The 15,811-nt window shown below is 62.7% G+C and carries 11 protein-coding genes; 5 read left to right on the plus strand and 6 right to left on the minus strand.

Annotation, left to right across the window (positions count from 1 at the left end; all coding sequences use genetic code 11):
- Nucleotides 1-10: 10 nt before the first annotated feature.
- On the plus strand, nt 11-1,153 hold the full coding sequence (locus AC1D05_RS30995; RefSeq protein ID WP_095199561.1) for a Gfo/Idh/MocA family protein: 1,143 nt from the start codon (nt 11-13) through the stop codon (nt 1,151-1,153).
- A 133-nt stretch (nt 1,154-1,286) separates the two neighbouring features.
- Complete coding sequence (gene mgrA, locus AC1D05_RS31000) at nt 1,287-2,333, plus strand: L-glyceraldehyde 3-phosphate reductase (RefSeq protein WP_477446103.1); 1,047 nt, start codon at nt 1,287-1,289, stop codon at nt 2,331-2,333.
- Nucleotides 2,334-2,424: 91 nt separating this feature from the next.
- On the opposite strand, the gene AC1D05_RS31005 is transcribed toward mgrA, so the two are convergent.
- Complete coding sequence (locus AC1D05_RS31005; protein ID WP_477446105.1) at nt 2,425-3,522, minus strand: S1 family serine peptidase; 1,098 nt, start codon at nt 3,520-3,522, stop codon at nt 2,425-2,427.
- Nucleotides 3,523-4,036: 514 nt separating this feature from the next.
- On the opposite strand from AC1D05_RS31005, the gene AC1D05_RS31010 reads away from it, so the two are divergent.
- Nucleotides 4,037-5,011: a trypsin-like serine peptidase gene (locus AC1D05_RS31010; RefSeq protein WP_477446107.1), complete on the plus strand. Its 975-nt coding sequence runs from the start codon at nt 4,037-4,039 to the stop codon at nt 5,009-5,011.
- Nucleotides 5,012-5,152: 141 nt separating this feature from the next.
- Nucleotides 5,153-6,979 (plus strand): MORN repeat-containing protein, encoded by a 1,827-nt coding sequence (locus AC1D05_RS31015; protein WP_477446109.1) that lies wholly within the window; start codon nt 5,153-5,155, stop codon nt 6,977-6,979.
- Between the two features lie 4 nt (nt 6,980-6,983).
- Here AC1D05_RS31015 and amrB read toward each other — a convergent pair whose 3' ends face one another.
- From amrB to AC1D05_RS31040, 5 genes are all read right to left on the minus strand, one after another.
- Nucleotides 6,984-8,669, minus strand: a complete 1,686-nt coding sequence (amrB, locus tag AC1D05_RS31020) for an AmmeMemoRadiSam system protein B (protein WP_477446111.1) — start codon at nt 8,667-8,669, stop codon at nt 6,984-6,986.
- Nucleotides 8,666-11,698, minus strand: coding sequence for a caspase family protein (locus AC1D05_RS31025; RefSeq protein ID WP_477446113.1), 3,033 nt, complete (start codon nt 11,696-11,698; stop codon nt 8,666-8,668). The genes amrB and AC1D05_RS31025 overlap by 4 nt, the downstream gene beginning before the upstream one ends.
- Before the next feature lie 2 nt (nt 11,699-11,700).
- Nucleotides 11,701-12,408: a DUF4760 domain-containing protein gene (locus AC1D05_RS31030; protein ID WP_477446115.1), complete on the minus strand. Its 708-nt coding sequence runs from the start codon at nt 12,406-12,408 to the stop codon at nt 11,701-11,703.
- Entirely contained in the window at nt 12,405-12,728 is a 324-nt protein-coding gene (locus AC1D05_RS31035; RefSeq protein ID WP_477446117.1) for a hypothetical protein, read from the minus strand. The genes AC1D05_RS31030 and AC1D05_RS31035 overlap by 4 nt, the downstream gene beginning before the upstream one ends.
- Nucleotides 12,729-12,903: 175 nt before the next feature.
- Nucleotides 12,904-15,105, minus strand: a complete 2,202-nt coding sequence (locus AC1D05_RS31040) for a caspase family protein (RefSeq protein WP_477446119.1) — start codon at nt 15,103-15,105, stop codon at nt 12,904-12,906.
- 229 nt (nt 15,106-15,334) lie between these two features.
- Here AC1D05_RS31040 and AC1D05_RS31045 point away from each other — a divergent pair, with 229 nt between their 5' ends.
- The gene (locus AC1D05_RS31045; RefSeq protein ID WP_477446121.1) at nt 15,335-15,739 is read left to right on the plus strand and encodes a Fur family transcriptional regulator; all 405 of its coding nucleotides are present in this window, start codon (nt 15,335-15,337) and stop codon (nt 15,737-15,739) included.
- The last annotated feature ends 72 nt before the right edge of the window (nt 15,740-15,811 follow it).

The raw sequence follows: 15,811 nt of genomic DNA on the forward strand, positions 1-15,811 counted from the left end.
AACAATCATCATGGCAAAGAAACTGGGTATTGGCGTCATCGGCTGCGGCAACATCTCGAAGGCGTATTTCTCGCTGGCGCCGCTGTTTCGCGGCATCGAGATGCGTGCCTGCGCCGACATCAACATGGATGCGGCCAGGGCGCGGGCGAAGGAATTCAAGCTGCGCGCCGAGACTGTCGAGGACCTGCTCAAGGCCGACGACATCGACATCATCGTCAATTTGACGATACCGGCGGTGCATTACGAGGTGTCGAAACGGGTGCTCGACGCTGGCAAGCACGTTTATTCGGAAAAGCCGTTCGTGCTGTCGCTGAAAGAGGGCCAGGACCTCAAGGCGCGGGCCGAGAAGAAGGGGCTGCGCATCGGCTCGGCGCCGGACACTTTCCTCGGCGGCGCGCACCAGCTCGTGCGCGAGCTGATCGACGAGGGAAAGCTCGGCAAGATCACCAGCGGTACCTGCCATGTCATGGGCCATGGCATGGAGCATTGGCACCCCAATCCGGATTTCTTCTTCCAGCCGGGCGCCGGACCGGTGCTCGATATCGGGCCGTACTACATCACCAATCTGATCCAGCTGATCGGACCGGTGAAGCAAGTGGCGGCTTTCGCGACGACCCCGGCCAAGGAGCGGACGATTTCATCGAAACCGCGCGCGGGCGAAAAAATTCCGGTCAACACGCCGACCACCATCCACGGCCTGCTGGAATTCGAGAATGGCGCCGTGGTGACGCTGAACACCAGCTGGGATGTCTGGGCTCACGGCCACGCGCCGATGGAGCTCTATGGCGAGGCAGGCACGGTGTTCGTGCCGGATCCGAATTTCTTCGGCGGCGACGTGCGCTTCACCGAAGAAGGCAAGCCGGTCAAGAAGCTGCCGAAATGGAAGCACCCGCTTGGCGTTCCCAATGAGATGCACGGCCAGGGCATGATGGCCAATTACCGCACATCAGGCCTCGCCGACATGGCGCTGGCGATCGTCGAGGGGCGGCCGCACCGCTGTTCGATGGAGCTGGCGCTGCATGCCGTCGATGTCATGACCGGCATCCTGCGTTCCGGCGAAACGGGAAAATTCGTCGCCATGCAGACCACTTGCGAGCGCCCGGCCGCCCTTGGCGTCAAGGCAGCCAAGGAACTGCTGGCCAAGAAAAAATAGGCTGCAGGGATTATCGATAATTTTTCAAATCTCCCTCTCCCCGTTTCGCCGGGGAGGGGGTAAAGAGAGGGCGAGCATCGAATCAATTGTTCCTTCCGGCGATCCCCGCGCCGCCTGATCCTGAGGATTTCCCATGCCCTACATCGCCGCCGAAAACCGCTACGAGAAAATGATCTACAACCGTTGCGGACGGTCCGGCCTCAAGCTGCCGGCGATCTCGCTCGGCCTGTGGCACAATTTCGGCAATGACACGCCGCACAAGACCAAGCAGGCGATCGCCCGCAAGGCCTTCGATCTCGGCATCACCCATTTCGACCTCGCCAACAATTACGGGCCGCCGCCCGGCTCGGCCGAGACCGCTTTCGGCGAAATCATGCGCACCGACTTTGCCGCCTATCGTGACGAACTGATCATCTCGACCAAGGCCGGCTATGAGATGTGGGCAGGCCCCTATGGCGAATGGGGCGGGCGCAAATACATGTTGGCCAGCCTCGACCAGAGCCTGAAGCGGATGGGGCTCGACTATGTCGACATCTTCTACTCGCACCGCTTCGATCCCGACACGCCGCTGGAAGAAACCATGGGCGCGCTCGACCATGCGGTGCGCTCGGGCAAGGCGCTCTATGCCGGCATCTCGTCCTACAATTCGCAGCGCACCCGCGAGGCCGCCGATATTTTGAAGCAGCTCGGCACGCCCTGCATCATCCACCAGCCGAGCTATTCGATGCTGAACCGCTGGGTCGAGGAAGATGGCCTGCTCGATACGCTGGAAGGGCTCGGCGTCGGCTCGATCGTGTTCTCGCCGCTGGCGCAAGGCATGCTGACCGACAAATATCTCGGCGGCATCCCCGAAGGCAGCCGCGCCTCGCAGGGCAAGTCGCTGAAGTCGGCCTTCATCAACGACCGCACCATCGCCAATATCAAGGCACTGAACGCGATTGCCGGCAAGCGTGGCCAGACGCTGGCGCAGATGGCGCTGGCCTGGGTGCTGCGAAAGGGCAAGGTGACGTCGGCGCTGATCGGTGCCAGCCGGCCGGAGCAGGTCGAGGACTGCGTCGGCGCACTGAAGGCGCTCGACTTCAGCGATGCCGAACTGGCCGAGATCGACAGCTATGCGCGCGAATCCGACATCAATCTGTGGGCGGCCTCCGCCGAGCGCAAAGGTCCGCCGAGGAAATAGGGTGCCAAGGCAATGGCTTCATTTGGCAAGCCGGCAAACAGAAACGGCGGGACATCTCCCGCCGTTTTCATGTGAAAGCAAATGTCGCGTTTCAGGGCGTCTTCGGCTTCTGGGCGGTGCCCAGCCCTGCCTTCGGCTTTTCCGGCGCCGGAGCAGGGGTCTTCATCTTCGCCTCGATCCAGCCGCTGTAGTTGGCCAGCCGCGTGTAGATGCCATAGGCGTCCTTGTGGCCACAGGCCGCACTGCCGTCGGCTGGGCCTTCGCCCCAGCTGACGACGCCGACCTGGACCGGGCCGTCGGCGCCGGTGATGAACAGCGGGCCGCCGCTGTCGCCGTTGCACGCATCGCGCACGCCGCTGGTGGTGCCGGCGCAGATCATGTTGCTGGTCAGCGGGTCGGTCATGTCGGCGGCGATGGCGTTGGCGGCGGCATCGATGCCCTTTTCCGAGTAGCGCATGCGGTGCGACAGATCGCCAAGCGCCGCCTTCAAATCATGCGCGTAGATGGCCTTGATGCCGCTGTTGCAGGCCTTGTTCGGCTGCAGATCGAGGTCCGCGACCATGAGCGTGGTCGGGAACGTCCCGTCCTGCATCTTGCCCCAGCCGGTGACGGTGGTCTTGCCGGTGTCGGGGGTCGCCTCACGGGTGAGCTTGATGGTCGGCGCATCGGCCGTATCCGCAAGCCGGAGCAGGCCGAGGTCGTTGTCGAGCGTCTGCTCGCTGTAACCCTCGTTGACGATGACCTGCACCACTTTGTGGCGCTTGCCTTCGCTGAGGTCGGTGGCGCCGGTCAGCACGGTGACAGAGTCCGGCGAGATCGGCTTGCCCTTGTCGTTGAGGCAGTGCGCCGCTGTCAGCACCCATTGCGGCGCGATCAGGCTGCCGCCGCAGAATTGTGCATCGGCCTGCGAGGCCGGATTCTCGTCCAGCCTGGCGGTGGTGAGTAGCGCGACCTGGAACGGATAGGCGCCCTTTTCGGCCTGGTTGCCGCCATAGACCCGGTCGGCGCCGTCAGGGTTTTCCGCTGCCGCCTTGGCCCTGGCGTCGGTCACCCGCTGCATCGGCGAGACCGCCGCTTCGGGCCTTGCGGTGGCTTCATCCGCCCGGCCGGTGTTGATTGATACAAAAGCAGCGGCAATGCCAAGCAGCGATGCGGCAGCGATTGGTCCGAACCGATTTGTGATGTGCACCTGAACCCTCCTGAGACAATTCTCCCGCGCAGATCGACGCCGGGCATTGTACAAGGAGGTGCTGCCGGTTCAGCGATCCGTACGCGTGCCGTATCGAAACGGCGCGCGCTCGGTCACAAAACCGAAGCCCACTTTTGCTAACCGTGCCCGCGAGTAGAACCCGCACAAAATCCTATAGCCCCCCACGGGCTACGTGGAAGCGATTTGTCATTGCCAATCTAGGATTATTTTAGGCAGTATGTCGCGATAGGGTCTTTTGGCGGGGGCTTAGATTGACCGTGGCAAACAACGAACCGGTGCGTGCGCCGATTGCCTTAACCATTTTTTCGCTACCACCACGATCTCGACAATATTTCTGTATTTTGATCCAGTCCTTGCTGACTTTTGGGAGAGTCTCACCATGACAAAACTGACAAACGTTATAATTGCGTCCGCATTGCTTTCCACCGCAATGTGGGCGGTCCCGGTTTTCGCCGCCGACCCTGGTTCCGCCAGTGCCGGTAATGGCGAAAGCATGCGGGACGTATCTTCAGGCGACTTCAAGGCTGGTCGGGCAAAACCGATCACGACACCGAAGCTTACTGACGAAGACAGCCGCGCCGCGCCGCTCACCGACGAGAAAACGGCTGTGAAATCCTATGGCATCGTCGGACGTTCCGCCGATGGCAAGGTGATCAAGATCGAGCCGAGCGAAGCGCTGCGCGAGCTCATCATCAAGGAACTGAATGCGCCGGCCAATGGAGCTGAAGGTGGGCCGCGCAAGACCGAGGATCCGGGGCTCGGCGAAGGCGAAGCCGGACGCCAGGTTTTCGGCACCGACGATCGCGAGCAGGTCAAGAACACCAAGACCTATCCGTTCTCGGCAATCGGCTATCTCGAAGCCAAGTCGAAGACCGGCTACGGCAGCTGCTCGGCAACCCTGATCGGCCCGCGCACCGTGCTCACCGCGGCGCACTGCCTCTACAGCCATGAGGACAAGGACTGGTTGTCCGACTATCTGTTCGTGCCGGGCCTCAATGGCAGCACTGCCGATGACGCACCGTTCGGCGCCTTCACCTATGAAAGCGCCTATGTGCTGCAAGGCTTCATCGACAACTACCAGGGCTATTATGGTTCGGTCATCCCGTGGGATCTCGGCATCATCACGCTGAAGCAGGATGTCGGCACCAACCTCGGCTGGCTGGGCTACGCCAACTATGACGATCTCGGTGACTTCACCGCCAACCTCGTCGGCTATCCTGGCGACAAGCCGATGGGCACGATGTGGAAGGCGAGCTGCGAAGTGAAAGCCGAGAACATCGCCCCGGAATATTTCCAGTATGACTGCGATACGTTCCCGGGGTCGAGCGGCAGCTCGGTCTATGCCTACGACAACAACTCCAAGCAGCGCATCATCACCGGCGTCAACGTGGCGGAAAGCCCCGAGGCGAACACCGCCGTGCGCCTGAACGCTGCCAACATCCAGTGGATCAACAGCCTGTACAAATAATCCGGGCTGGGTTCGCAGAGAATGCAAAGGCGGCGGGTCAATCCTGCCGCCTTTTTCGTGCCGATCCTTCCGCTTGCACGAGGCAGGCACCGCGACTACGCTTGGCTTGCCAAGGGGTTGGCATCCAAAGGGGTTTTGGGGATGGCGCGGGCAAGGTCAGTGTTCGGGGTCGCGGCTGCATCGATGCTGGCCACGCTGATGCTTTCGCCGGCTTTCGCCGATCCCGCCGCTGTCGGCGGCGCCTGGGCAGAGCGCGTGCAGATCGTCTATCAGGCCGACACACGCTCGGTGCTGCGCCGGACGGTGCGTGTCTGGGATTTTCATCCGGAAAAGAACCTCGACTTCGTCTGGGAGCCGGCGGCAGGCCAGTCGCCCGATAAGACCATCGCCGAGGACGGCACGATCAACGGCAAGGGCAGGCTGGTGTGGCGCGTGCGCGGATCGGCGAGCTATGATCCGAAGACCGTCTATTCCAGCTATTTCGGTGATGTCAGGAACGGCCGGCCCGACGGGCAGGGCCGGCTAGAACTGCGCTCGGGCGAGGTTTTCGATGGGCATTGGCTCGCCGGAGCACTCAACGGGAAAGGCATCCACGTCGATGCCGACGGCAACCGTTATGAGGGGCAATTCGTCGACGGCATGCCGAATGGCGAGGGCCGGCTGCTGTCGAAGACCGGCGAGATCTTTGCCGGCTCTTTTGTCGATGGCCTGAAGAACGCCAAGGGCCAGACCCGGCTCGCCGGCGGCACGGTCTATGAATCGCAATGGGTGATGGGCAAGGAGGTCGGCGGCTCGCGCCCGGACGTGCTGGCCGATGCCCGGGTCGGCGGCCTGCTCAAGGCGCAGACCGGCGGCGGTGATGCCGACAAGGTCGAAATCGGCGTCGTGGTCGACCAGCGCATGACCCAGCAATCCGACATGCAGTACCAGCATCTGGTGCGCGACGAGGACATCGCTATCTATCCGCAGGCGGATGAGGACAATGACAGCTGGAACGGCACCGGGCAGATCACGACCAGTAATGTCTTTGGCAGCAAGGACTGGGACGACGCGCCGGCCTTTGCCGAGGTGGACCTCAAGACAACAGACCAATCCAAAGTCAGGCTCGACAGCCTGGAAATGAAGGTCGCGTCGAGCGATGCCTATCGCAAGCCGATGCTATCGATATCGGAGCATTTCGGCTGCGTCGGCTTCCGGCCGGATTTCTCGATCATCAACAATGGCTGGGGCGACGCAAAGGACATGAAGATGTCGATCCAGTTCACCACGGTGGACGAGGATGGCAAGCCAACCGGCGAGCCAAGCCGGATGTTCACCAAGGACATCGGCAGTTTCGGCGAGGGCGTCGACGTATCGATAAAGAGCGTGCTCACCGAAGCCGGTGTCGATACGGCCAGTCTGGAAACGGGGCGTTTTCCCTGCCCTTCGGTGGACAGTCTCAATGTCTGCCGCAGCCAGCTGACCAACAAGATCAAGTTCGGCGAGGTCGCCGACTATCTCGGCAATATGCAACAGCTGATGACGCTGAATGCGATCGGCAAGTTCGATTATTCTTGGGCGGATGACGAAGGTCATGTCTATCAGAAGAGCGAGCCGTTCCGCGCCTCGGTGAGCATGGCGGTTTTCGAGACCCCGGAATCGATGGCCGAATGCGGCGATGGCGGTGGCGGCACGCCCGAAGCGATGCGCTACCAGAACATCGAGTTCCCGATCGGCAAGCATAACTACACGATTGCCATGCCGGTGCGCGGCAACAAGAACCTCAGCGCCTACACGGCGCGGCTGAAAATGTGGTCGTCGATGTCGTCGATCCACAGTTTCAGCATCGCCGCGCATTTTGCCGACGGCAGTGTGCGCGAGAGCAAGCCGGTGACCTTCTTCTATTTCAAGCCGAAGCGGTCGCTGTTCGAGACCAGGACCGAACCGGCGGCTTGTTACCTGCCACGCGACATGGTCGGTTGCGGCTAGGCTCCTACTTCCGTCCCATCTCGAAATAGTTGGGCAGCGGAATGAGCCTGATAAAGATCGTGCCTTGGGCGAAGACGCGCAGTTCCAGCATCGATCCTGACGAGCGTTCGGCACTCTGGTCGAATAAAAAATTGCCGAGCGAATAGACCTCCGCCACATCGCCGCCGGCAAGCGGGACGATCGCCTCGCTCGACACATGCGGATGGCCGCCGACAATCGCCGAGACGCCACGCAGCCGCATCTGGTCAGCCAGCATGTCTTCACGCGGCGACGGCTCGGTCTTGTACTCGCGGCCCCAATGGACGAAGGCGACCACCGGCCGCTGCGCATTCTCATGCAGCAACCGGTCGAGCAAGGCAGGGGTCAACAGGTCGGTGTTCTTGGAGCCGTTGGTGTCGATGTCGGTCAGGCCGACGAGATCGAGATCGGCAAGCGCCAGCGTCTCGCCCTGGCCGAAATGCGCGATGCCTGCCTCGTCCAGCGCGCGCAGCGTCTCGGCATAGCCAGACGGGCCGAGATCATGAGCGTGATTGTTGGCGAGGCCGACGCCGGCGACATGCAGCCGCTTCAGCATGCTGGCAGCGAGGTCTTCCGGCATGGCCAGCGTCATATCGTCGATCGCTTCCGGCACATTGGGCAGGATGACGCCTTCGAGATTGACGATCAGCGGCCGCGATCCGGTCAGCGCCAGGATGCTGTCGACGATCTTGTCGGCAACGCCGTCGCGGACCAGGATTTTCTTCATGGCGCGGCCGAAATTCACATCGCCGGCGAGATAGTAGATCCTGTCCTTGGTCCGTGCCGGGTTGTTGAAGCCGGGACCGAAGGCACCGAACAGCGCCACGACATAGCTGGTGGTCCGCTCGACATAGTCGGATGTGTGCTCCTGCGAGTTCTCATTGGCGACGACCAGCGGCTGGGCGCCGAACAATTCGCGCTGCAGCCTGGTCTGGATGTAGAGCGCGCCGACGGAATCAGCATGATCGGGCTGGCGCAGGGCCGCTATGCCATCGAGCGATCCGGCGGCCAGCATGTTTAGCGTCTGCTGGTCGAAACGCCTGGAATCATGCTGCGGCAAATAATGCGAAAAGTCGGTGGATTCGACGATCAGCGTGTCCTGGTCGACGATCGGTTTGAGCGCCTCTGCCAGCCTGTCCCAGTCGCCGCGCTTCGCCTTCACCGACATCGCTATCGGCACGATTTTCGCCTCGGGGAAATAGTGGTGGAGGAAAGGCAGCATGGCACGCACGCCGTGCTCCTTGTCGAACAGGCAGGATTCTTCGACCATGTCTCCATGTGCCTCCAGAAGGCGCACGGCATCGGTGTCGGCTGTAACCGGGCCAAGCACCGTGTCGAAGCCGCGCGCCGTGGTGGCGTAGAGCTTGTGCGTCTTGTGGAAATGGTCCGGCGACAGGATGACGATGCGCTTGTAGCGGAAGCCGGATGCCGCGCGGAAGCCGAGTGCCACGAGGTCGGCGGCCAGCAGATGATGCGGCACGGTGATACCGGTCAGCCGCTGGTTGGATGGCTGGACATCGGCGACGCTGGCGATGGCATTCTTGAACAGCGTCGCGTCGTCGTAGAAGGGCGGGAAGTTCTCGGTGCCGGGCGGGCAGACGATAGGGGCGGCCTGTACCGCTCCGCTGACAATCAGAGAACATACGACAATAGTCAGCAAACGAGCGATCACGGCTCGGCCAACACAATGTTCTCCACCCCGCCGACATAGTAGAACGGTTTCTGCTTCGACGATGTCAGCCGCACCACTTCACGCGAAATGAAATCGGCGAGCCCGAACAGCGTGACGCCGCCATCCGAGGTTCTCGCCTTGCCGCGCAGGCCTTCCAGGATCGAATAGGTGAAGACACCGTGGCCGAGTTCGGGCAGTTCGGCGGCGGTGTTGTTGGCGGCGGTGGCGGAGAACACGACGATGCGCGCGTCCTGCGCGTCCTTTTCCAGGCGCGGATTGAAGGCGTTGGCGGCATGGCAGGTGTCGAGCAGCATGAAGCGCATGCCCTTGGCCCGCTCGACCGATTTCTGGATATCACCCCAGTCGACAAGCGAGGAGCGCTTCCAGCGATCGGCATCCTGTTTGCGGCCATCGGTCGGGATGAAATAGTAGTCCTCGTCTATGTTGATGCCATGGCCGGCGACGAAGATGATGGTGGTGTCGTGCTCGCCGGGCCTGTCGAGGAAATCGGCGAGTTGGTCGTCGATCGTGTGCGAGTCCGGTTCCATGATGTTGTCGGCGCTGGCGACCGTGTAGGTCTGCTGCGCCTTGTCGGGGCTTTCGTCGAGCGCCTCGCGGTTGACCAGAACCAGCGTCTCCATCGATGAGAACAGTGGCGCCGATTTCTGCGCGATCACTTTGAGGAATTCGGTGGCATCGTCGACGGGGTAACGCAGGTCGCAGGCGTGGCCGGAGCAGGCATCGCTAAGGAACGGATATTTGTCGACGCCGATGACAGCGACATAGAGCTTGCCCTTGGCCTCGGCCTTCTCGACCTTCCTCGCCAGTGCCGTCACGCTGCGCTCGGTCAGATAACCATATTCATTGGTGCCGGTGATGCGGATGGTGTTTTGGCCATCCTCGACCGGCACTTCGACGATGGTATTGTTGCCGTCCGCCGAACGAGTGGCAATGTCGCCGACATTGCGGCTGTTCGACAGGATCGAGAAGCCGGCGACATCGGTGCCGGCTTCCTTGGCGCCTGTGATCTCGACGGCGACATAGCCGTCGCGGACCTTGCTCTGGTCGTCGGCGAGGCGGATGCCGAATTCCGGCGGCTTGCGCTGCAACAGCTTCTGCAACTCATTGTCGACGCCCGGCCGCATCTCCTTGACCGCCTGTTTGGCGCTGCGCAGGATGATGGCGCGGCGCACCATTTCCGGGCTCCAGAGGTATTTCTTCAGCTGGCCGGCACGGATGAAGCGGCCTTCATGGTCGCGGCCCTGGTTGACCTGCCAGCCGATCAGCTTGTCGCCCTCATCGGAGGAATAATAGTAGCCCTGCGGCATCCAGGCGATCCATTGCGAGCCGGCAAAGAACATCGACACGATCAGCTCGTGCGTCTTCAGGTTCCACAGCCTCACTGTCTGGTCGGCGCTTCCGGTGACCAGCAGGCCGGCCTTCTCGGAAGCGACCATTGCGTTGATTTCGCCGGTATGGCCGGTGAATTCGCCGAAAACCCTGGCGGTCGCGGCCTTGTATTCCAGCAGCGTGCCGTCATTGCCGCCGGTGATCAGGCCAAGCCCGTTGTCGATGAGCGTGAAGGCGGAATGGACAAAGCCGTTGGTGGCATCGTTCTCGATCGAGCGCACCACCTTGCCGCCATTGGCGATCTCCAGCACCGCGTTTTCCAGTGCGTCCTTGCCGCCTTGAGTGGCGTGCAGCGACCACTCGCCGTCGCTCAGCGCGGCGCGGGCAAACGAGCCCGGCTCCGTCAACGGCTGCGGATCCTCGAAGAACCGCTCGGTGGTGGGCAGCTCCAGCCTCTTGTCCAGAGCACCCATATGTTCCGGGCAAGCCACGCGCTCGGGACAGGGGTTGGCATTGCTCCAGGCGATGATGCCGTTCGCCGCGTCGATGCCGATGGCAGTCACCGGCTCCCCCACCCCCTGCAGCAGGGCCTTGCGTTCCCCCGTCGCCGGGTCCCAGACCTGGATAGCGTTGCGGGTGCCGCCGGCGGTCGCCACCAGCGAGCCGTCGGCATTGGCGGCGCTGGCATAGACCGTGCCGTCATGGCCGGCATAGTCGAGCAGCTTATCGCCGCTGTCGGTGTTCCAGACGATGGAGCGGTGCTTGTCGGCGCAGCGATAGCCGCAGGAAGCGATCAGCCGTGATCCCTTGGCGAAGGTCAGCGAGCCGATGAGGAAATCCTGCCTCGGCATGGCGCGCACCAGCGTGCCGTCCACCGCGCGCCAGAGCTGGACCTGGCCGTCCTTGCTGCCGGTGGCAAACAGGCTGCCGTCCTGCGAGATGGCCAGCGCCATGACGCTGATGTCCCGCAAGGGCTCGGCCTCTGCCGGCAAGGCGATCTCCTCGCCCTTGGCCACATCCCAGAGCCGGATGCCGTTGTCGGTCGTGGTCGCCGCCAGCCGGGTTCCCGCAGCGGCGAAGGCCAGCTTGTCGATGTGCCAGGAATCGGCGTCGAGCTTCTCGTCCAGCGTCCAGCCTGACGCGGCCTTGTCGTCCTGTTTCCACAGATAGACGACGCCGTCGGCACCGCCGGCGGCAAGCGTCTTGCCATCGGGAGAAAAGGCGAGATCATAGGTCGCGTAGTCGGCGGCCTCAAGCACGGCCTTGATCTTGCCGCTGGCGAAATCGAACAGCCTGATGTCGCCATAGGGCGGCTTGTCGCCGAGACTGGCGCCGAAATAGCCGCCGGCGGCGATCGTCTTGCCATCCGGCGAAACCGCAACCGCGAAGACCTTGCCGTCGCTGCCATTGCCGAGATAGCCGCGTATGGTGCGCAGCGTTACGCCGCTCTGCCAGTCCCAGATGCGGATGGTCTTGTCGTCGGATGCCGAGACGATATCCTCGCCATCGGGTGTGAAGGCGAGGTCGGCAATCCGGGCGGTATGGCCGCCGGTGTCGAGATCGAGATGGAAATCCGGGGCGTCCTCGGCGCGGGCGACCGAGGCCGTGACCAACGCTCCAGCCATGGCGAGCCAGCGGCAGGCGCGCACGATGCGAACGCGGATCCCGGCCTTTCCCATCGCTATTTGGCTTCGGCCGCCGGTTGCCCGTTACGCACATAGGCTTCGATCGCCGTGGCGAAAGTCGGCGAACCAGCTTTGCGCTGCTTGTCGACATAGCCGGCAAAATAACTCCAGAACGAGACGGCGTAGTCGCGGAAATAGGCGTCGGTCACCTTGCGCGAACACAGGTCGCCATCGACGCAGAAGGCCAGGCGGTTGAGGAAATAGACGATGCGGTCGAAATTCTCGTTGAAATCGGCGAGCGGCATGTCGCCGCCAGCGGCGGTCATTGCCTCGATGCCGATGCGCTGCCGAAAAACTTGCTCCTCGGTCGGCGAAGGATTGGCGCTGAGCAGATTGTCGTATTTGGCATTGAGGGCCGCGAGCCGATCTTTCAGCGCCCGCTGCGCCTGCTGGTAGTCCTTGGTTTCCCAAAGCTCGACCAGTGACATGGTCTGCTCGACGCGCTTCTGCTCCTGGTTGGCGAGGAACTGGTAGACCGAGAATGCCAGGGTGAAGATGATGGCGAAACGCACCAGCATGCCCGACCAGGCATAGACGAGCATGCGCCAGTCGCGATCGGTGAAGGGATTGCTCTCCTTCTTGATCTCATGGCTGCTTGGCCAGGGGAAACCCTCGGTGGTTTCCGGCAGCGTCTGCTTTGCCGCCGGCGCCTTGGCGGCCGCGGCCACCGGCGCCTGCTTTGTCGTGCCCCCCGGCTTCTTCATTTGCAGCTGTCCAGTTCGATGGTGGCGGAGGGATCAAGCACGATGCCCGGCGTCTCCAGCTGTTTTTTGAGGCACTGCAGCTGCGGGTGCGAAACCATGAACTGCACGTCCGGTTCCACAGGCGTCTTGTTCGGTGAGGGCAATGCCTCGACCACGCCGCGCGAGGCGCAGCTTGAGAGATCGACCACCACCGCGTCACTGCTGGTTTTGGCGAACTGGTCATATTGATCGAGGAAGCACGTTGCCAGTTCCGAATTGATGATCACTTGCTTGGCGCAGAGCCCACAGCTGTCCTGCGCCGAGGCATTGGCAATCAGCAACAGGCCGCCGGCAAGTCCGGCAACCGTTCCACGCCAGGAGAATAAAGACTTCTTCACAATCGATCCTATCTGCTGCATCAGCCGCTGGGCCCTTGGCTGCGGCTGGGGATGTTCTCATATCGCGCCAATCGCGCAAGAGCCGGCTATACCGGGCGGTCTGGCCCGGCGCCGAAACTCAGGCGCGCGGCACCGTCTCCATCGGGAAGATCATCACCGCGCCCTTCGGGCCGCTCTTGTCGGCAAGCCGCATCACCGAGCGGGTCGGCGGCGCCGCGCCGATATCGGCAAGCATGTCGGAGAAGCTGGCGGGGCCGAGGCCACGCGTCATCGAGGCGACGCCGTCCTGCGCCAGGAAGCTCAGATCTTCCTTCTCGCTCTCCGGTGGCGCCTCGGTCAGCACCGCGATCATCCGCTCCATGCCGAAGCTGGTGTCGGTGAAGGCGAGCAGCCCTTCCTCGAGCGTCGCCTGCGGGGCGAGGCGCTCGGCGACGATGTGGGTGATCGAATAGTCGCTGCCGACATAGAGCACGTTGATGTCGACCAGCTGGTCCGAACTGTTCTTGGCCAGCACATGCACCTCATCGCCCGGCGAGGCGCGCGGCACCACCGAGGCCTGCAACGGCTCAAGCCCATCCTTGTCGCGGCGCTTGACCTGGAACTGGACGTCGACATCCTCGGGCTTGTAGTCGGAGGCCGCCGCCAGCCGCGACAGCCCGGTGGCCCGGAAGATGGTGCGCAAATTCCTGGTCGTTGCGTCGACCAGCTTCTGGCGATCGTCCGGATGGATGATGATCAGCGGCGGCTTGCCGCCGTCCTTCAAGGTCACGTCGCCCGATGCCGGCAGGAACCACAGCGCCGGCTTGTCGGACGCGTCCTTGGCGGCGCCTTCAATGGCGTTCTCGCGCATCACCGCGAAGCGCAGCTCGGCGCTTTTGCCGGGATCAACCAGCTCGATGTTGAAGCCGGTCTCCTTGGCCGCGGCCAGTTCGTCGAGGACCGAATTGACCAGAGCCGCTTCCTTCTCCAGTCCCTTCGTTGCGGCCGGCCGTGCGACGGTGAGCTTGTAGTCGACAGCGATCTCCGCCACCCGCGCATAGGCGTTGGCGGGAATGTCGGCCAGTTTGAGTGCCGGTTTCTTCTCGAACTCGACCGGTTTGACGTGGCTTTCCAGGTTTTTTGCCGACTCCACCTCGAGATAACCGACCGCGTCGGACAGCGGCGACAGCGCCGACGGCAGGATGGCGAGCTTGCTGCCCGGCGTCAGGCGATGCAGCAGGCCGGCGCCGATCGTCGCCTCGCCGTCCTTGACGACTATGGGCCACTGCATGACCGCGTCGGTCTTGTCGGTGCCGAAGACGCGCGCGTCGAGTTCGCCCTCGAACAGCGGCGTCGGCCGGGTTCGGCTGTCGGCCGAATATTGCTGCAGCACGGCCTGACCAAGCTGGCGATAGGTGACGCTGGGGTTCTCGGCCAGTTTCGACAGGATGGTGAAGGTGAACAGGCCGAAGCGTGGGGCGTCCGTCGTGCCCTTGGGCAGCGGCATCTCCGGCGTCGTCTCCACCGTCTGAGCGGCGTAGAAGGCGACCAGTTTGCCCTTGGTGATCGGCTCGCCGCCGGTCGGCGTCAGGTTGAAGGCGGGCTTGCGCGCGCCATTCTCGTCGAGGCCACTCGAGGCGCTTGCGACAGTGTCCTCATAGGTCTTGATGGCCGCCGCTCTTGCCGCCTCGTCGCCGCCGACCAGGTCGGCGAATTCAACCTTGCGTTCCAGCTCGTCGTCGACTTCGACGGCGCGGGTGGCGGTGCCGGAATGGCAGCAGTCGAACACAGCCCAGACGAAGGCGCCCTTGTTGCGGATGGCGTCGAGCGCGTCGCCGATTTCGTTGTCGACCAGTGCGTTCGGCACGCCGGCATCGCGGTTGATCCATTTCTCGATATCGACGGGCAGGAAAATCTCGTCGAGCCCGTCGGTCTCGTCGCCCTTGACCCTCTCCGGCTGCTGCGCGCCGTGGCCGGACAGATGCAGGTAGACGAAATCGTCGCGCTGAACCTTGGCGGCGAGGTCGGCCAAGGCGGCCTTGATCGCAGCATGGGTCGGCAAGCCATTGGCGCCAGGCACGTCCTTGGCGAGCAGCGTGACGTTTTCAGGCGCGAACCTAACCGGGTCCGGCACGTTCTTCAGCAAATACTCGTGCACCAGGCCGGCATCGTTCTTCGGCCCGATAAGCCAGTTCCTTTGCGGCAGAGCGGGATATTCGGTACAGGCCACCAGCAGCGCATGGTAGGTGCGCGATGCCGCCAGTGCCCGGAACGATACAGCACCGGCCGCCATTAGCGCCGACGTGCCGACCAGCAGCGTCCGGCGTGTCAATTTGATCATACTGCTTCCCCAAGCCCGATCGAATTTCCCAAGCGAAACTATCCTCGTCGAGGATTTTGTCAGTATTTTGAATATCGCTCCGTCATCAAATATGCCCGCACGTGATCGATTGGCCCGGGACAACAACAGAACAGTAGCAAAGACGGCGGTTCGTCGCTATCTGAATGGGATCAGGCCGTTTGCACGGGCAAACAGCCTGGGATGGCGCAGGACAAGTTGGAACGAGACCATGGCGGCAAGGGATGTGCTGACGAAAAACCAGGTGTGCGTACTCGAGAAGCTCGAGGCCGCCAGCGGGCCGCTTAGCGCCTACACCTTGCTTGACCAGTTGCGCGAGCGCGGTTTTCGCGCGCCGCTACAGGTCTACCGCGCGCTCGACACGCTGGTAAAATCCGGCTTCGTGCACCGGCTGGAAAGCATCAACTCCTTCGTCGCTTGCGCCGAGCCGCATGACCACAGCCATTCGATGACCGCTTTCGCCATCTGCGACACATGCGGGCAAGTGACCGAAATGTCCGATCACGACGTCGGCCACCAGCTTGACGAATGGGTGCGCTCCACCGGTTTCGCCGCCAAGAAGGCGGTGATCGAATTTCGCGGGACGTGTGCGAAGTGCCGGGCCGAGGCAGCTTAAGGTGTATTGATATTCAGGTGATGCCGGCCTGCAAACGGCAGCTTCCTGCGCTTCCGGTGCTCACGTACGAAA

This window comes from Mesorhizobium sp. P2_E9, from assembly GCF_056403815.1.